This window comes from Clostridium sp. AM27-31LB (assembly GCF_003480745.1).
GTDB classification, from domain to species: Bacteria; Bacillota; Clostridia; order Lachnospirales; family Lachnospiraceae; genus Butyribacter; species Butyribacter intestini.
Map to the genome: position 1 here is coordinate 629 of NZ_QUJS01000009.1, position 19,745 is coordinate 20,373.

General features: G+C 36.5%; 13 protein-coding genes and 1 pseudogene. 3 read left to right on the forward strand and 11 right to left on the reverse strand.

What is annotated here, in order from left to right:
* The first annotated feature begins 286 nt into the window (after positions 1-286).
* The gene (trmB, locus tag DW721_RS12355; RefSeq protein WP_118745943.1) at positions 287-937 is read left to right on the forward strand and encodes a tRNA (guanosine(46)-N7)-methyltransferase TrmB; all 651 of its coding nucleotides are present in this window, start codon (positions 287-289) and stop codon (positions 935-937) included.
* Positions 938-1,166: 229 nt separating this feature from the next.
* Here the strand turns inward: trmB and DW721_RS12360 are convergent, their stop codons facing one another.
* Positions 1,167-2,522, reverse strand: coding sequence for an AI-2E family transporter (locus tag DW721_RS12360; RefSeq protein ID WP_182436313.1), 1,356 nt, complete (start codon positions 2,520-2,522; stop codon positions 1,167-1,169).
* A gap of 452 nt (positions 2,523-2,974) precedes the next feature.
* On the opposite strand from DW721_RS12360, the gene DW721_RS12365 reads away from it, so the two are divergent.
* Positions 2,975-3,526 carry a DJ-1 family glyoxalase III gene (locus DW721_RS12365; RefSeq protein ID WP_055945393.1) on the forward strand — a complete coding sequence of 184 codons (552 nt, stop codon included), beginning with the start codon at positions 2,975-2,977 and terminating at the stop codon, positions 3,524-3,526.
* Between the two features lie 352 nt (positions 3,527-3,878).
* Here the strand turns inward: DW721_RS12365 and DW721_RS12370 are convergent, their stop codons facing one another.
* Both DW721_RS12370 and DW721_RS12375 read right to left on the reverse strand, forming a co-directional pair.
* The gene (locus DW721_RS12370; protein ID WP_118745945.1) at positions 3,879-4,958 is read right to left on the reverse strand and encodes a leucine-rich repeat protein; all 1,080 of its coding nucleotides are present in this window, start codon (positions 4,956-4,958) and stop codon (positions 3,879-3,881) included.
* Positions 4,959-5,261: 303 nt separating this feature from the next.
* A complete protein-coding gene (locus DW721_RS12375; protein ID WP_022015306.1) occupies positions 5,262-5,564 on the reverse strand; it encodes a DUF1292 domain-containing protein in 303 nt (100 codons plus the stop codon).
* Between the two features lie 1,199 nt (positions 5,565-6,763).
* Here DW721_RS12375 and DW721_RS12380 point away from each other — a divergent pair.
* The gene (locus tag DW721_RS12380; protein ID WP_182436325.1) at positions 6,764-7,978 is read left to right on the forward strand and encodes an aminotransferase class I/II-fold pyridoxal phosphate-dependent enzyme; all 1,215 of its coding nucleotides are present in this window, start codon (positions 6,764-6,766) and stop codon (positions 7,976-7,978) included.
* A 215-nt stretch (positions 7,979-8,193) separates the two neighbouring features.
* Here DW721_RS12380 and DW721_RS12385 read toward each other — a convergent pair whose 3' ends face one another.
* The 8 genes and pseudogenes from DW721_RS12385 to DW721_RS12415 all read right to left on the reverse strand — a co-directional run bounded on the left by DW721_RS12385 (position 8,194) and on the right by DW721_RS12415 (position 19,669).
* Positions 8,194-9,936, reverse strand: coding sequence for a methyl-accepting chemotaxis protein (locus DW721_RS12385; protein ID WP_118745946.1), 1,743 nt, complete (start codon positions 9,934-9,936; stop codon positions 8,194-8,196).
* 140 nt (positions 9,937-10,076) lie between these two features.
* Positions 10,077-11,978, reverse strand: coding sequence for a [Fe-Fe] hydrogenase large subunit C-terminal domain-containing protein (locus tag DW721_RS16635; RefSeq protein WP_118745947.1), 1,902 nt, complete (start codon positions 11,976-11,978; stop codon positions 10,077-10,079).
* A gap of 273 nt (positions 11,979-12,251) precedes the next feature.
* Entirely contained in the window at positions 12,252-12,884 is a 633-nt protein-coding gene (locus DW721_RS12395) for a thiamine phosphate synthase (RefSeq protein ID WP_243036013.1), read from the reverse strand.
* Between the two features lie 88 nt (positions 12,885-12,972).
* The gene (thiH, locus tag DW721_RS12400) at positions 12,973-14,229 is read right to left on the reverse strand and encodes a 2-iminoacetate synthase ThiH (RefSeq protein ID WP_118745948.1); all 1,257 of its coding nucleotides are present in this window, start codon (positions 14,227-14,229) and stop codon (positions 12,973-12,975) included.
* Positions 14,230-14,410: 181 nt separating this feature from the next.
* On the reverse strand, positions 14,411-15,181 hold the full coding sequence (locus DW721_RS12405; RefSeq protein WP_347560386.1) for a thiazole synthase: 771 nt from the start codon (positions 15,179-15,181) through the stop codon (positions 14,411-14,413).
* Between the two features lie 18 nt (positions 15,182-15,199).
* A pseudogene (gene thiS / locus DW721_RS16695) lies at positions 15,200-15,559 on the reverse strand (sulfur carrier protein ThiS); the annotation flags it as partial.
* 171 nt (positions 15,560-15,730) lie between these two features.
* A complete protein-coding gene (locus DW721_RS12410; RefSeq protein WP_182436314.1) occupies positions 15,731-18,415 on the reverse strand; it encodes a transporter substrate-binding domain-containing protein in 2,685 nt (894 codons plus the stop codon).
* A 144-nt stretch (positions 18,416-18,559) separates the two neighbouring features.
* Positions 18,560-19,669 carry an SGNH/GDSL hydrolase family protein gene (locus tag DW721_RS12415; RefSeq protein WP_055945404.1) on the reverse strand — a complete coding sequence of 370 codons (1,110 nt, stop codon included), beginning with the start codon at positions 19,667-19,669 and terminating at the stop codon, positions 18,560-18,562.
* Positions 19,670-19,745 lie beyond the last annotated feature (76 nt).

The following is a 19,745-nucleotide window of genomic DNA, read 5'->3' on the forward strand; positions in this document are numbered from 1 at the left end:
ATTTATAATACAGCTTACATTAGCAAAAGCAAAAATAGAGTCAGGGATAACAAATGGACTTGCATTATCCTCTCTTTTTTTGTACTATTGTGTAGAATACACACTGACACCAAGAGTGTTTGGTGCAAATGATATTTTACCCCTTTACAACATTTAATGCGGATATTTACAATCTGCTCTGCTAGTACACTAGAGGAAATATCCAACCCGCTGCTTATTATGCTCTATGCAATAGCAATGTGGATTTACCTGATAATGTTAAATAAATATTTACTGGAGGATTTATATGCGACTTAGAAATGTCAAAGGTTCTCAGGAAAAAATTCTTGAAAACCCTTATACTATACAAACTGATGGAACAAACGGTGAAGATTACAAAGGTCTTTGGAACAAAAACATATTTAAAAACGATAATCCAATTCATATTGAAATAGGTATGGGTAAGGGACAGTTTATCATGGGACTTGCTGCTGAAAATCCTGATATAAATTATATTGGTATTGAAAAATATTCGAGCGTTCTTGTCCGTGCACTTGATAAGAGGGAATCACTAGAAACCGATAATCTTATGTTTTTACGCATGGATGCCGAGGATATTGCAGAATATTTTGCTCCGGGCGAAGTGTCCCGCATATATCTTAATTTTTCTGATCCGTGGCCGAAAGACCGCCATGCCAAACGGAGGCTTACATCTTCACAATTTCTTGCACGATACGATAAGATTTTGGCTAAAGACGGACATATCCAGTTTAAAACCGACAACCGCCCTCTTTTTGATTTTTCTCTTGAAGAAATAAATGATGCCGGCTGGACTATTGATATGTATGATTTTAATCTCCACAAAAATGGTCCTGCAAAGGATAATATTATGACCGAATACGAAGAAAAATTCTTCAATCAGGGTAAACCTATTTGCAAACTCATATGTCACAGATAAAAATCAAATACTAGTGTATCATTGATTTTCAGCTAAATAACGCAGGGTAAATTTTCATTCTGCAAGGCGGAGGAATGAGCCGTAGCGGGCTACGGCGATTGACAACAACACAGCAGATGGAAATTTATGCAAGTTATTTGGCGAAATGTCATTGATACAGTACACTAGGCATAAACTTAGCAAACTAATCTCTACTTCCGAGCAGTAAGCTGCCCGGAAGTAATACAATTTATTGAATCGACCCTTTATCTTCCACTTTTAATGCCTTTATCTCTTTACCACTGAGCCTGTATGATATAACTTTATTAAGCAAAAATGCAAATACTGCTACCATCGGAACTCCAATAAACATACCAACAACACCAAAATACGCTCCTCCGACAGTTATTCCGAATATTACCCATATCGGACTTAACCCTGTTGACTGGCCTAGAAGTCTTGGTCCTAATATAAGTCCGTCAAACTGCTGTAATATAAATATCATTATCACAAATATAAGTGCATCTTTAGGACTTGTGCAAAGATATATCAATACTCCCGGTACTGCCCCTATAAATGGTCCAAAATATGGTATCATGTTTGTTATTCCGACAATAACGCTTATAAGCACTGTGTATGGCAAATGAATTATATTCATTATGACACAACAAAGACAGCCTATTATGAGCGAGTCTATAGCTTTACTTATAAGAAATGCACTGAATATGTCATTACATTCTCCTAGTGTCTTACATATCGTATCACCTTTTGTTTCACTAAAGACCGAATAAACCAGTCTCTTTCCCTGATGTTTAAATGTTTCTCTCCCCACAATCATATAAACCGATATTATAAGTGCAAGTAATATATTTATCATGACTTTCACGATAGATACAGAAATAGAAAACACCATCGGTATTACATTTCCCACAATATTCGTTCCATATTTTATAAGATTTGGAACCATTTCATTAAGCTTTTCACTTACAAAATCCGTGTCAATTTCCGGATATTTCTCATGAAGATTTGCAAGCATATCTATAATATTATTATATACCACCGGTATGTTGTTTGTCAGCTCAGTAATACTTTCACCAATTTGAGGAATTACAAATACAAATGCTACTGTAACAAATCCTACCAGAAGTAAATATGATAACAATAATGATAACATTCTGACCGGTTTTGCAGTTTTCTTTCCTCTCACTGACTTTTCAAACAAACCATATATCTTTTCATATATAGGCGAAACAAAATATGCAATGATAACTGCTACAAAAAACGGTGACAACACTCCTAAAAAGTTCATGATAAATGCCTTTGTTGCACCCCAGTTTTGCATCATAATAAATATTATCGCTCCCCAGAATATAACAAACAATGCATATAGACAGACTTTAAGATACTTTTTATCAAAATTAAACCATCCGACTGTTTCCCTGACTTTTTTTCCAGTGAAAGTCAAAATCTTTTCTTCCTTAATAATATCTTTTTCTTCTATGATATTTTCACTATTTGCATCAACAGGTTTGCTCTGACCATCTGCATACCGTCCTTTTTTCATATCCTCACCATCTTTTTTCTGCCATGTTTTTTTGTTTTCCATAATATCCACCATTCCCGAATGTCTTTATTTATATTGTCATTGATTACAATAATCTATGATTACATATAATCTATGATTATATATAAATTATACCACTCTTTATTGTTTTTAAACTTTGTATTATAATAATAACAAATCATCACAATTTTAACAGTACCGATTTGCAATTTTAATCAAATTTTAAGAACGGTTCAGCTATAAAAGGATAATTTTCGATATAATAGACTTGTTTATTGTATTATTGCTTCTATTTTTATTGTAGAATTGTTACAAAATACAAGCAGTTTATTCGGATACTAATTTCATTGACAAATATAGTATAGTGCAAAATCACTGCTAATGCAGGATTTTAATCCACAAGCTTTGTGTCTGTGCACACCTGACACAGCTTAGTGTGATGTTAATGATATATTAATACAAAATAATTGATGTGTGCAGAAATGAGGTTTATTATGACAGATGCTCTTATTTTTTTGGCACCGGGATACGAAGAAGTAGAAATGCTTACAGTTGTTGATATGGTGCGCCGTGCCGGACTTGTGATAGATATGGTTTCTATCACTGACACACTCGAGGTTACAAGTTCACACAATGTTACTATCAAGGCAGACAAACTTTTTAAAGAAGCTGATTTTGACAGTGCTAAAATGATTATTCTTCCGGGCGGTATTCCGGGAACACCTAATCTTTTAGCTTATAAACCACTTACCGACAAAATCCTGGAGTTTAAAGAAAACGGTAAGCTGCTTTCCGCTGTTTGTGCCGCACCTACAGTTTATGGTCAGCTTGGCATTTTAAAAGACCATAAAGCTACCTGCTATCCGGGCCAGGAAGTTAATCTTAATTGTGCCGAATATCTCACCGAACCTGTTGTTATTGACGGACAGTTCACGACAAGCCGTGGCATGGGTACCTGCATTGAATTTGCAGGAGCTATTATCACACGCCTGAAAGATAAAGAAACTGCTGACGATGTAAAGGCAAAAATTATTTATAATATGTAAAAAGAGTATAAACAAAAAACGGAAGCGAATATTTAACAATATTCGTTTCCATAAAAGAGCAAAAACAGCGTTTTGCTCCTGGCATCACACTACTTTACAAACATTTTCCTATACAATAAAAAAGGACACGCACACTTTGGCACACCTCTGAAATCATATTTCCAGAACGGTGTTTTCATTGTGCAATGTCCTTTTTATTATATTCTTATAAAATCATGCTTCACTGCCCGTTTATAAGCACAGTCGCTCTATGCTCCGTCAACAGGAATTTTTGACTCAAGCCAACATCCTTACCCACCACTTATTGCCCTACACACTAAAAGCGTGGTGTAATAATCATCTGCCTTCAGGATTACTTAAATTTAACTGTCTTGTTCTGTTTTGCAAGTAATTTCTTGTTTGCTGCTGCAGCAGTTCCCTTTACTTTAACTGTCTTGCATCCCTTGAAAGAGTTCTTTGTTACTGAGCTGAGCTTAACACCGATTGTTAAAGTCTTAAGCTTTTTGCAATTTACAAATGTATCCTTTCCGATAGATTTTACTTTCTTTCCAAGCGTTACTGCCGTAACCTTTGATGCCCCTTTAAACGCACCTGCTTTGATGCTTGTAACAGCGTATGACTCTGTTCCGACTTTGATAGTGTCTGCAACTTTTAATGTTTTTGCTTTTTTGTCAAATCCTGTTACCTGAACTTTTCCTGTTGTTTTCTTGTCTGTTCCTTCTGTATATGTAGCTGCTGTTGTCACCTTATATGTAACACCGCTCTTTTTTATTGTCTTGCCTTTTGCAAGTCCTACTGTTTCTGCTTTGTAAGACTTATCAAAGTCAACACCCTTTACATCAAATGTGATTGAAAGGCTCTTTGAAGGTAATTTTGTAGAAAGATCTCCATTTACTTTGTCAGCTGGATTGTTGTATGTGCATACGCTCATCAGCATATAATAATCTTTCTGATCATATTTCTGCACTGCTTTATCCTGAGTTGCTACAACTTCACCGTCAACAGAATATTTTACATTTGTAAACTCTACACCTTTCATTGCTGCCGGAATGTCTGTTATAACATAAGCCATGTTTATACTTGTCTGCTTTGAAAAATCAAGATTATCTATAGTAACCGTATAAGTACCATCTTTGTCGATTTTTGCATTTGTCATACTTGCATCATGTTTACCCGTATTTGTTGCCATATACTGAGTGAGGCAGTCATAATCTTTACTTTTTATTCCCTGATCCTCATTCTCAACAAATTTTCTATATGCCCAATCCGGGTCTCCTGCTGACTCAAATCCAAGTATAGCATTGTATGTATGCTTTGCTTCTGTTGTTGTGTCTTCTGCTGAAGCTTTGTTTACACCTGCTGCTGAGCCAAGTGAAACTACCATAGCTGCAGAAAGAGCTGCCGCTAAAATACCTTTAATCTGTTTTCTCATAATAATTTCCTACCTTTCTATACTTATGCACTCTCGGTATCTTCTCAAAACGAGTCATTTCGGCTGGATTTCCGATATACTGTTTCCATTTTCTCGTCGTACACACCGTGTACGCACTGCGAAAATGTCATTGTATATCAATAATCCATCTCGAAATTCTTCGTTCAGAAGATTCCGAGAGTACATTACTTTTAGGCACTGTGCCTTTAGTTTCATTCATTATAACATTTATTTCTGTCAAAAAAACCACATTAAATTTAATTATTGTTGCACTAAAAATTCGATTGTTTGAATGACATAATTTTACTTCTGCTCCATCATTCTGCTCCACGCTCTCGCATCAAGCTTTTCCTCGTAAGCATCTGCTGCCGCATCATATTCTTCTTCGTCATCTATGTCTTCCATCTCAAAATCATCATTTCCGAGGTCTTTCAGTCTAAACACATAATATTCCGTGACATTTTCCACATCCCCTGGGATTGCGGCACAATATGTCTTTCCGTCAACTTCATAAATTTCATCTATATAAAAATCTCTGTCAACTCCATCTTCATCCGTAAGTGTCACCATCGTTTCCTCATAATCATAATTACTGTTTTTTGCCATAAAAATCCTCATTTCTGCACACATTTTTTGTATAACAAGTTTGTGCCAGGTGTACGCAGACACAAATCTTGTATGTGAAAAATTTTATTTTTCACACAATCTTCTTTAAAACTTAATAATTGTTTTCTTAATACCAAATACATATATATTATGTACCATTTTATTTTAACAAATATATATAATTTTAACAAACATACTATAAACTATTAAAGCGTATATTTGCAATCCGCTCTGTTGTCTGCTCATAATTGTTTTTTACATTATAACAGGTATATATTATGATGCAAAGGTTAAAATCGAACATTAACACATCAATATGTGAAAAACAGTAACAGTCCGGTCATAAAAATATAATCGTTAATATCTGAGCTTGCTCATTGTATTGCTGATTATATTTTTATGGTAAAATAGCCTTTCATTTATATATGAGGTAAACATAAGCTGCGTAGCAGCGACTGACAGTTTGCTGGCAGGTTTATGATTGTAATAAATGGAAGGCTGAACTGTTACGAAAAACATATTTACATAGCCTCCGATTACATATGCTCAGAACTAGGTTCGAATATTTTGAACTGTTACCTTTAATTTCTTTTATTGTTTTATTTTTCTTGAACTTTTTTTGAACCAGTGATATTATAATATTATGATATAAAGTTCAAAGTCAGACACCGGCTATAAGATAAAAAGTGTTTGCAGAAATGAGGTTTTTTATGAATAAAACAGAAAGCGTCGCGGCACGCCTTAAATATATTATGAATCAGCGTGGTTTAAAACAGGTTGATGTCCTCAACCTCGCCATACCATATTGTGAAAAATATAATGTCAAGCTTGCCAAAAATTATTTAAGCCAATATTGCAGCGGAAAAAATAAGCCCGGAAAAGATATATTAAATGTGTTAAGTCTTGCCCTTGATGTTAATCCGGCTTGGCTGCAGGGATTTGATGTTCCACAGGAGTTTTCAGGTGCAGAAAGCAGCATAAAAGAGGATATTTCAAAAAATCGCTACAATCGTACCGGAGATGATAACTTCGGCAAAAAAACAGATACCACTCAGGCATCTGCGACAGATTTTAAAAATAATAACTCAGCGGATATTTGTAAAAACAATAAAACATCAGATAATAATACAAATAACAACTCACGAAATAATTTTAACAGTGATAAACCGTCAGACAATTCTGAGAAAGGATATGCAAAAATGAAAACTTTAAAAAAATCTTCAAAACTTGATAATGTACTTTATGATGTAAGAGGTCCCGTTCTTGATGAGGCTAACCGAATGGAAGCCGAGGGTTCAAAAATCCTTAAACTTAATATCGGAAACCCTGCTCCTTTTGGATTTGAAGCCCCGGAAGAAGTTCTTATAGATATGCGTCACGAACTTGAATATTCACAGGGATATTCTGATTCAAAGGGTATTTATACGGCAAGAAAAGCAATCATGCAATATGCACAGCTTAAAAATATTCCTAATGTGACTATAAATGACATATATACCGGAAACGGTGTAAGCGAACTTATCAATCTCTGTATGCAGGCACTCCTCAACAACGGAGATGAAATTCTTATTCCGTCACCTGATTACCCCCTCTGGACAGCTACCGCAACACTTGCCGGTGGTAAAGCTGTTCACTATATATGTGATGAACAATCTGAATGGTATCCTGATATTGAAGATATGCGAAGCAAGATTACAGATAAGACAAAAGCTATCGTTATCATCAACCCTAACAATCCTACCGGTGCCCTCTACCCTAAGGAAATTCTTGAACAGATTGTTGAACTTGCAAGAGAACATCAGCTTATGATTTTCTCTGACGAAATCTATGACAGACTTGTCATGGACGGTGAAAAACACATTTCAATAGCATCACTTGCCCCTGACCTTTTCTGCATAACTTTCAGCGGTCTTTCAAAATCACATATGATTGCAGGCTTTAGAATAGGCTGGATGATATTAAGCGGTCGAAAAGATATTGCAAAAGACTATATCGAGGGATTGAATATGCTTTCTAATATGCGACTCTGCTCAAATGTTCCTGCACAGTCAATTGTTCAGACTGCACTTGGCGGATACCAGAGCGTTGAAACTTATATCCAGCCGGGCGGAAGAATTTTTGAACAGAGAGATTTTATCTACAAGGCTTTAAACGATATTCCGGGAGTATCTGCCGTAAAACCTAAAGCAGCATTTTATATTTTCCCTAAACTCGACATTAAAAAGTTCAATATTTTAAATGATGAGAAATTTGCTATTGATTTTCTCCGTGAAAAGAAAGTCCTTATCGTTCCCGGAAGCGGATTTAACTGGGAAAGTCCTGACCACTTCCGTGTTGTTTATCTTCCACAGCTTTCAGTTCTTGAAAAGTCTATGGAGGGACTCAAGGATTTTCTTTCTCATTACAGACAGTAAACCATACAAAATCAACATTAAAATAAAAATCGTAACCCACTCCGATACTGCTTATAACACGATTAATTGCTGCTGCAACATATCAGAAAAAGCTTATATCCCTAATAGCGTTTTACCCTGGCATCACGCTTCATTATGAGCATTTTCCTATACATCAAAAAAAGTCCCCGGCTTATTGCTATACGCAATAAGCCGGGGACTTCCTTGATATTTCATTAGATTTTAAACCTCTTAACATTTTCATTCAGTTTAACCGCTATCTCATCAAGCATATTTGCATTCTGTGATACATCTTCCATTATTGAACCTACCTCGCTTGCTGAAGCAGATGTTTCTTCTGCACTTGCTGCATTTTCTTCTGCTATTGCTGAAAGACTCTGCACAACGTCAACAACTCCGGCTCTTGCCTCATCAAGTTTTCTTGTCTTGTCTGTAATTTTTTCAACACTTTCTATAGACTCTGCAATTCCTTTTTCAACATTTTTAAACGCTTTCTCAGTCTGAGACACATTTTCACTCTGCTGATTCATTACCTCTTTTACTTCATCCATAGTCTGTACACTCTCTTGAGCATCATTTACAAGTTCACTGATAACTTCCGTAATCTGCGTTGTGGCATCTGCCGACTGCTCTGCAAGTTTTTGTATCTGATTTGCGACAACTGCAAATCCTCTGCCCTGCTCGCCTGCTCTTGCCGCCTCAATGCTTGCGTTAAGTGAGAGAAGTGTAGTTTCTTCTGCTATTTCCGAAATCATATCCGTCGCAACTTTAATCTTTGCAGCCGATTCATTTGTTTTCTGTGTCTGCTCCCCTATAATATGAATAGCTTCCATTGTCTTTTGATTGATTTTTTCAAGTTCAGCAAGAATACTCATTGCATTTTCGCTTGCCTTATGCATATCTGCCGCATTATCTCCAAGCTGCTCGACTTCAGTTGACGCCTGCTCTATCATTTTTCCCATAACAATAACATTTTCCGTAGCGGACTGGGTTTCCTGTGCCTGTGATGACGCTCCGTCTGCTATACCTGTGATAGCTGTCTCCACCTGTCCGGCAGCCGTTGATGACTCATTTGCACTATTCTTCAATGCCTCGGCAGCCTCACCTAAACTTTCACTATATGCACGGATTTCCGCCATAACTTTTACTATAATATTCTTCAATTCGGTAATCGACCTCAACATTACACCGACTTCATCTTTTCTGTTAAGCATCTTTTTATCCGAAGAAACATCTTCACTGAAATCGAGGTTTCCAAGTTTCTCAACAGTGTCCGTTGCACTTATAATCGGTGCAACTATCTTTCTCGTGACAAATATTGCAGCTATAAGGCACAAAACCATTGCAAAAATACTTCCTTTTACAGTCGATGTTACAATAGAAGTTGTCCCTGATAATGCCTGTTTTTTATTTGCATTTACAACAAGAATAAAGTCCTTGCTTTTACCTACATAAATTCCTGCATATTTTGTTTCACCATTAAAATTATATTGAACCACTTCCGGCTGCGGTCTGTTTTCTGACTTTAATTTTGAAATAACCCCTTTTACAACTGAATTTTCAACAGGTTTTCCTATTTTGTCGGCAGTAGGATGATACAGCATAGTTCCGTCACCATCTACAATATATGTATAACTGTCTTTTACACCTTTTATTTCTACATTTCCGACAATCCTTGAAAGATTTCCACCCGACATAACCGAATCATAAGATGACATTCTTATCTGATTGTCAATACCCTCACCTGCAACCATCGCTACATCTAGCATATAGTTTGATGTAAGTTCTGATATGTTTGATGATGATTTAGGTATAACCGTCCATAGATTAAGTACCACGGTAAGCACTACCGCTGCCGCTACAAGCAGCAATATCTTTGCTTTTAAAGAGTGCAAAAAGCCTATCCTTTCTATATCTGCCGTTTCACTTTTATTTTTCACATTCCTTTCAATATCCATATTTTTCCTCCATTTTCTCCGTTTTTATTTTATAAAATTCATGCCACCTATCGTATAAGCAATCTTATATAGACCAAAATGTTAATTATATAGTAATTTTATCCTAAAACATACTAAATTTTGACTAACACTTCTGCCTGCTATATAAGCTTGACACTTTCCTCAATATCACCCGACATCATTTGCAAACTCTGGCTCTGTGCAGAAATTTCTTCTGTTGTTGCTGCTATAGCCGCTACTTTCTCGTTTATACTTTCAATGTCATTTACGAGATTTTTAATAAGTTCAATACAAAGCTGCATCTTCGGCAATGTCTCATCTGCCTTATTATTATTTTGAATGATAAGTGTTTTAGTCTCATCTGCAAGTTTGCCAATCTGCCCCGCAACAACCGCAAATCCTCTGCCCGATTCGCCTGCCCTCGCCGCTTCTATCGAAGCATTTAACGATAACATATTTGTCTGACCGGCTATTCCCGTAATATTCTCAGATGTAGACTTAAACACATCGATAAATTCGGATATTACACCGAGTGAATCAGTAAGTTCGTTACATCTTTCAGATATTTCAGAAACCATCTTTGAAATATCTGTCGCTTCACCCGCAGATGTATCGTTTGCCTTTGATAATTCAGCAATCCCACTGCCTATACTTTCAAATTGCTTTACGATTTCTGCTATCATTTCATCCTTTTTTATCTGATTTTCTTTTTCCATTTCACGAAGCTTTGAAATCTCATCCCTCTCATTCTCTACGACACTCTTTATGTAATAAATACAATTTTCTTTTCGATTGATGCCATTGTAAATAGCCTTAACCATCTCTTTACAACTGTCATAACCGTAGCATCCGCAGTCAATACATTGCTGCTCACTCGTAATTTTATTCATATCTCTAAAGATTTCATTCTGCTGTGTTGCCGACGGTGTATTAATATCTATCTTTCTGTCTGTATAATTTCTGACAAAGTCATTGAGGTTAAGATTTTCAAACTGCCTGCATAATGCCTTGTATCTTTCCTGCGGGCTCGCATTTTCAGTCCATGACGATATTTTTTGAACTTTAAATCTAGTTTTTTTCGCCTCAGTCTTTGCAATTTTTCTCTGTCTTGACATTTCAGCATACACTTTCTGCCCGTCAACCCCTGACTGCGTACCCGTTCCAAACAGACATCCGTTTCCGCAGTTGAGTATATCTATCATTATCGGACTATCCGATGACGGTTTATACTCATCCAAAAATCTATATGCTTCATGTTCACCTTCAACCTGTCTGACAGACACATCCTCACCGAGGAACCATTTTACATTTTCCTTTAAGCCGCCAGGCATAGGATACATACTTCCAAGACCATATGCAAGTTCGTCATTGTATTCCCTCGCTGTTTTGTATGCATCACCTATATAATCCATAAAATTGTTAAATGTCACATTGTATGAAATGAGCTGCTCACAATTTTTATCGTTTATCTCTGATTTTTTAGCAATACAAGGTGATAAAAATGCTATCTTTTCCGTGATGTGTTCATATTTTTTCAGATACTTTGCCATGCACATGACCGGACTGTAAACAGGCATCATATATTCTATAAGTTCTTTTCTATACTTCTCTATATAATCTACAACTGCTGGACATGGACTTGAAATCATGCCTTTCTTTCCTGTTTTTTCAAAATATTTGAGATACCCCCATGTGCAAATGTCAGCACCAAAACTTACACTGTAAATGTGTGACACACCGAGTTCCTTTAGATAACCGAGTATCCTTTTATACTGTGTCGGATAATTGGCTATAAATGCAGGAGCAATAACAACGGTTATCTTTTGACCGTTTTTAACAGCATCAAAAAATTCTTTTGTATCATCCGTATATTCCCTTGCATTATGAGTACATACATCTATGCACTCTCCACAGTCTATGCAGGCATCTAAAACAACATTTACCTTATTATTCTCTACCGCACTGTTTGACGGAAAAACCGGGCAATTTCTAATACATTTGTTGCACCCTGTACATAATTCATTTGTATTTATAAAGCTCACACCTATCCACCTTCTTTGCTTAAATCTTATATATGTATTTTACCCTATTTTTTTTCTCATATCAATAAAATATGACAATTTTTACAGTAAATAATAACAGTTCAGCCAAAAAAAGATAAGTCAATAATACACGAGCTTGCTCGATGTATTATTGGCTTGTTTTTTTGGGCTGAACTGTTACCTTAATTTTATATTTTTAATTAAACAGAGTTTTTACCTATATGATATACGCATATTATAATATTTTACACATTTTTGTATATGCCAAGCATTTCACTTCATAAAACCCGACATCATACAGACACCTTTTGCCCCGGCAGCTATACAGCCGCTCATATTTTCCTCAGATATTCCACCTATGGCATAGACATCTATGTCAACGCTTTCGCATACTTCCTTAAGAAATCCAAGTCCTCTCGGTGCAAGCCCTTTCTTGCAGTCCGTGACAAATACATGACCTGCTGTTATGTAGGATGCTCCAAGTTCCTCAGCCATCTTTGCCTGTTCTACTGAATGTGTCGAGACACCTATCACTTCAAAACAGTTTTTCTCTCTTTCTGTCATTTTCTCAAGAATATGAAGCGGAAGATGTATCTTTTTCACTCCGAGTTCGATTGCTTCCTTATAAAAATAATGAAGCACACATGACACTCCTGCATTTTCGCATATCTCAAGGACTTTAACGGCAAGTTCCCTGTATGTAACGGGTGGAAGATCCTTTTCACGAAGTATGATAAAGGCAGGCTGCTTTTTTGCAGCCTCCTCTATCTTTTCAAGAAACGGAGTAAATGAGGACATTTCTTCCCTTTTTTTTGTGAAGTTCATCTTGTCTGTGGTTTCTGCATATGCTTTTGCAAATTTTGTATTTGTGTCTGATTCGCCTGCGGTTTCTGCATATGCTTTCACGAGCCTGCGGTTTGTCACACAAACAACGTTTGTGTTATAAACAATGTTTGTGTTATAAACAACGTTTGTGTTATAAACAATGTTCTTTCTATCCAACATACACATAATCATTGAGGACTGGCTGCAATCCCTCATCCTCCATATCTCCATACATCTCATCAAAACTTCTTGCATCAGAAATTTCAAACTGCTCATCGCCTGCATCTGCATCGTCCTCGCCTGCATATTTGCTCTCATGGTCGCCTATGCCGGTTGATACTCCCGCCGAAACCTTTGTTGCGGCAATTTTTACGATTCCGTCCCTAAAATGTTTCTGCTCTCTTGATGAAACCGTTATTCCGATATACGGCAGGAATATCCTGTATGCACAAAGCACCTGACAAAGCTCTTTTTCGTGCACATCAAGTGGATTTATTTTATCATTATTGATGATAGGGCGAAGTCTCGGACATGAAAGTGAATACTCAACATGAGGATATTTTCTCTGAAGATAGTAAACATGAAGTGCACTTGCAAGTGCATCCTTTCTAAAATCTGAAAGACCTAAAAGTGCTGAGAAACCTACACCTCTCATGCCTCCCATGATGGCACGCTCCTGTGCTTCAAACCTGTAAGGAAATACTCTTTTATGTCCCATAAGATGAAGTGTCTCGTATTTGTCTGAATTGTATGTCTCCTGGAAAACCGTTATATAATCGGCACCGCACTCGTGAAGATACTTGTACTCATCACTGTTTACCGGGTAAATCTCAAGACCTACATTTCTAAAATACTTTGCGGCAAGTTTACACGCTTCACCTATGTATTTAACATCACTTGCACTTCTGCTCTCACCCGTGAGCATAAGTATTTCCTCGATGCCTGAGTCGGCGATGACTTTCATCTCATGCTCTATCTCATCAGCATTGAGTTTCTTTCTGTTAATGTCATTGTAGCAGTTAAAACCACAGTAAACACAATAATTCTCACAATAATTAGCAATATAGAGCGGTGTAAACAAATACACCGTATTTCCAAAATGTTTACTCGTCTCAATCTTTGCCCTCTGTGTCATCTCTTCAAGAAACGGAGCGGCGGCAGGTGACAAAAGAGCCTTGAAATCCTCAACATTGCAAGTCTCACTGTTAAGTGCCCTACGCACATCAACAGCAGTATATTTATCATAATCATATGAATTCATCTGAGAGAGAACCTTATCCATAACATCAGAATTTATCTGCTCCATTCCCTCCATATACTCCATATGATTAGTACGGCAAGATGGGTCAGTCTCTAACTTGTGCTTATGCTCTAAAGCCTTTTCTGACAATTTATCAGAATCTACAAAAAATTGATTTTCAGCCATTTTTCTTCCTCTTTTCCTATATGATGTACTCTCATATTCAATCTAAATTGAAAAAACTATCTTAACTATATTTTACTATGCCGTAACATATAATATAAGCCAATTAAATCCGTAAAGCGGATTGCTCATGAATGCAGTCGTTTTGCGATCTGCGTTCAATATCTTACAAGATTTCATTCGATCAATCCCTCAAAAATCCCGTAAGCGGATCAGAGGCCTGTGCACCTCTCTCAAGCACTCGTCCAAGTCCCGCGAGATATGCACTTCTTCCTGCTTCGATAGCTGACTTAAATGCACCTGCCATTGCCGGAATATCACCAGCCGTCGCAATAGCCGTGTTTGCCATGATAGCGGCGGCTCCCATCTCCATAGCTTCACAAGCCTGTGAAGGTTTTCCGATACCTGCATCAACGATTACCGGAAGATCCGACTCGTCAATTATTATCTGGATAAATTCTTTTGTCGCAAGACCTTTGTTTGAACCTATTGGTGATGCAAGCGGCATGATAGCGGCGGCTCCCGCATTTGCAAGATCTCTCGCTGTATAAAGGTCAGGGTACATATAAGGAAGTACCGTAAATCCCTCTTTTGCAAGAATTTCCGTAGCCTTTACCGTCTCGGCATTGTCAGGAAGAAGATATTTGCTGTCTTTCATTATCTCAATCTTTACGAAATCACCGCAGCCGAGTTCTCTTGACATTCTTGCTATTCTGACTGCTTCTTTTGCATCCCTTGCACCTGATGTATTAGGAAGAAGTGTTACACCCTCCGGAATATAGTCGAGAATATTTTCACTTTTCTTTGTATTTGTTCTTCTTACCGCAAGTGTGATTATCTGTGCACCTGCATTTTCAACAGCCGCTTTGATAAGCTCCATTGAATATTTTCCTGAACCTAAAATAAATCTTGATGAAAATTCTTTTCCACCTAATGTAAATGTATCTTTTGACATACCACTGCCACCTCCAACAAAACTTACTATTTCTACAACATCATTATCTTTTAAAATATAATTTGAATAGTCACTTTTATCAATTATCTTTTCGTTACACTCAACCGCAATATGCGTAACCTTATAATCATTGTCATCAAGGTATTTCTGAATAGTCATACCTGCCGCATTTTCGTCTTTTCCATTAATATGTACCATATATCGCTCTCCTTTAAAATTAGTATTGTCTGAGGACAAGTTATCTTGCTTTACGCATCTGTGCACATCCGCGGAGCTTTTTTTATTATATATGACTTTGTCATATATAATAAAAAAAGCCACACAAAGAAATACACCCGCGGTGGTGTACCCCTTCATGTGACTTAAATATAATGCCATCCACACAAATGTGAATTGCAACTTAAATCTCACTCTGCCGTATATATTAACCCATTTCTAGTGTGAATGTCAAGTGTAGATTTGATTCTTATCTGACTTTTAGTAACAGTTCAACCCTAAAAATATAATCGGTAATATTTAGGCTTGCTCATTGTATTGCTGATTATATTTTTAATTTTCTTTATGGATAAGTGACACAAGCGTTTTTATAAGCTTCTTTATATCTATCGGCTTTGTCAAATGTGCATTCATGCCAGCCTGCATTGTTCTTTTCATGTCCTCATCAAATGCATCTGCTGTCATCGCTATTATAGGGATGCTTTTTGCTCTATCATGCGATGAATTTCTGATTATCTTTGTCGCCTGCATACCATCAATTTTAGGCATTCTGACATCCATAAGTATAGCATCATATCTGCCCTCAGCTGATTTTAAATACATATCTACTACTTCCTGACCGTCTTTTGCACGCTCTACATTCATTCCATGTGCTTTCAATATTTCCATTGCAACGGCAGCATTTATATCATTATCCTCTGCCAATAATACATTTTTATCCTTTAAAATACTTTCGTCCGGCTTTACTGCTGAATTTCTTTTTGCTTCATCAATACTATGAACTTCCCTGTCAAAGTCTATCGTAAATGTTGTGCCTTTCATGGGTTCACTCTCACATTCTATAGTTCCACCCATTATCTCAACAAGATTTTTTACAATCGTAAGTCCAAGTCCGGTTCCCTCAACTTTATTTGTAAATTCATTATATTCCTGTTCAAACGGCATAAACATCTTTTTCTGAAATTCTTTGCTCATCCCACAACCATAATCTCTTATTACACAATGAATATGAACAAGTTTTTCATCTATGTCCTCTACCTCCATTATCCAATCGACATAGGAACCGCTGTTTGAAAACTTCAACGCATTATTTATGATATTTACATATATCTGCTTTGTCCTAAGCGGATCTATCTTGATAAGAAAAGATCTGTACTTGCTGAAATCTGCCCTAAGTTCAACATTGTATTTTTTTGCATTTGCCTCTAACATTTTCTTTATTGAACCAACAAAATCCATGCTCTCGACATATTCTTCTTTTAATTCAATCTTATTCTGCTCAATCTTGTTCATATCCAGAATGTCGTTTATTATCTGCAGCAGAAAATTGCCGGAATCAATTATCTGGTCTATGCACTCATCTTTTTTCTTTATCTCCGTGCTCGACCGTCCTATAGCCGCCATGCCGAGTATAGCATTCATAGGTGTTCTTATCTCATGACTCATTCTCGATAAAAAGTCAGTTTTTGCACGGCTTGCTTTTATTGCCTCATCACTCTTTTGCTGTATCTGCTCAATAAATTTCTTTTTGCTGTTTATGTAGATTAATATTCCGATAACTGCAAATACAAGTATAAGTGAAACAAATGAAAGTACATCTATATAGGAGTACAGCTTATCATACCAAGAAAGGTCAGACCATTTATATGCTGTATTTTTATCTATAATATTTTTTCTTTCTTCTGATGTTATGTACTGTATTCCTTTGTTTAAAGCTGATTCTAATATGGAATTGTTGTTTATCGCAAGACCAAACGGCACTGATATATTATTAAATTCTCTTATATCAAGCTGCCTGTATCTAGGACTTTGAATGATATACTTTGCTTTGTATGTACTGGTCGCAAATGCATCCACCTCACCGTCATTTACCCCGTTACAGGCATCTTCTATCGTGTCATACTCAACAATATTGTATTGTGTTTTGTTTTTCAGACAATCTGATATATATTTATATTTTTTTACCACCGCAATTCTCGCATTGTCATTAAGCGTCCCATAACTGCTCTTTGTTATATAATTTATATCTGAGTCAAACAGACTTTTTGTTATAAAATACTTTTTATAATACATCAGGTCATCAACATAGACCGGCAGTACAATATCAGTTTTCGTACTATTGAACATATCATAGGGATCCTTCGTATTTATCGCAAAATACTTAAACCTTATTCCGAGCTTTTCGCCCAGCTTATCCATAAGATCTACTGCTATCCCTTTATATTTATGACTCTTTTTGTCATAATAACTTATAGGCTTATAGTCATCATATACTGCAACATTTAATATATTGTTTTTTCTGATATAATTTTCTTCGTGCTTTCCAAGAGGTGTGTTTATTCTGTCCGGATAATATTTTACATTAAGATCATTCTCAAATGTCGGCTCGGCAAGCTTAAGCTCCGTAAGTGCTTTATTGACATCTTTATAATATGGATTAGTGTTTTTCATAACAATATAATTATGAGATACACTGAATTTATTTAAAATCTTCATATCGTCAGTAAGATCCATAACATTGCTTATGACACCGTCCACTTTCTCATCGTCTAAAGCCTGTTTACATTCATTGTAATCATCATAATATACTAAATTTTTATATACATTTATGGATTTTAAGTATGACTTCATCCCAACATAATCAAGGAGCTGTTTTGTTATTGCAATCTTCATCCTGCCTATGCTGTTATAGTCATCATAATACAGGTCACCACGATTTTTCTTCGTCATTATGGCATGGTAAGTGGTCATTATATCTTCAGTAGTAAAACTCAGTTCACTTGAAGCCTTAACCGACTCCGATACCGGCATAATAATATCAATGCTGTCACTTTTAAGAAGCCCCGGCAATTCTTCCCACGATTTTACTTTTATATAACTATAGTCAAAATGAATACTTGAAAATCTGGATATTTCGTTCAGATAATCTACACCATATCCATATTCATCTCCATTTGAATCGTACTCAAAAAATCCGTCAAGCTGGCAAAAACCTACTTTAAGTTTTACTGTCGACAATTTGTCTGCTGACGCAGTATCAAAATCAAAAATGCAGACTGCTGACAGCAATAAGCATATTATAGATATATATTTTAATTTAGCCCACATATCCCGCATTTTTAATCAGACCTTTCCCATCAAACTTAAGCTGTAAGTATTTTATTATTTTTTTAATATTTCAATTATCTTTTTCTCAACAATTTCAGCCGTTTTTCTATGAGTCTTAACCGTAGGATGCCAGTTTATGCTGAGTCCGTCAGCTTCATCCTGAAACGGAAGTTCAAGATAATATACATTATCCGTATTATTCTTACTGTTAAAAAGTTCAACCGCTCTTTCTACTGAACCACACAGTCTTTTATCCATCGTACCGAGCATACATAAAATCGGTATTTCAGGATTTTTACTCCTTATCGTACCGAGGAATTTTGTATAACCGTTTACAAATTCTTCGTTTCGTGCTGCATCATTATCCGTGTAACTTGCATCATTTGTTCCAAGATACACCGTGATAATGTCCGGAATAAAATTACTGTTATCCCACTTTTCCCATTTGTCCTCAGGTGTGTGAAGATAATCCCTCTCGCAGCCTGCGTCCGTATATTCGTAAAGCATCGGCACAAGCCAGTCCGCATCTTTAACCTTTGGTGCATCTTCTCCTATGTATGCCGTAATCACACCTTTACCGTTCCATGCAACAACATTTACATCCGCATCAAGATGTGTTGCCGTAAGAAGTGAATATGCTCCCATCGGATTTTCTTTTGAAGTATCATGCTGTGTCTCTTCAACTCCACCCTCATTGCCATATCCGCAGGTAATCGAATCACCTACCATTTCTATCTTAAGCTTTTTAGCCGCAGGAGGTGTCAAAATCTCCTCACTGTCCGTCTCTATCCATTTGATGCCGCAAGCTGCATACTCTGCTTCTGAATATTTTATAAGAGTGACTGTTACCGTTTTTTCTTCATCTGACTCATAAAGTACATACTCAGCTTCGTCTTTGTCAAGACAAAATCTTTTATATGGCTCCTCATCGGCAGCCGCACCATACGATATTTCATTATCCTTTTCTTCCTTAACAAACACGGCAACCCATGCGTAATCTCTCTTTTCATGGGTTGAGGCATCCGATACCAATTCCACCTTTGCTGTCTTTCCCTTAAATCTGAACGATACACTTGAACCGGTATAACCGAGATAACGCACTCCGTCCCTGTATATGGTTCGTCCCGTTATCTTAGTATTGTTCTCATCTGCTGCAAATCTCATAAATTCTCCTCGATTCTATTATCCTCATTTTCAGGCGGATATTCATAATCCGCTCTGCTGCTTTCTTTTAATACTA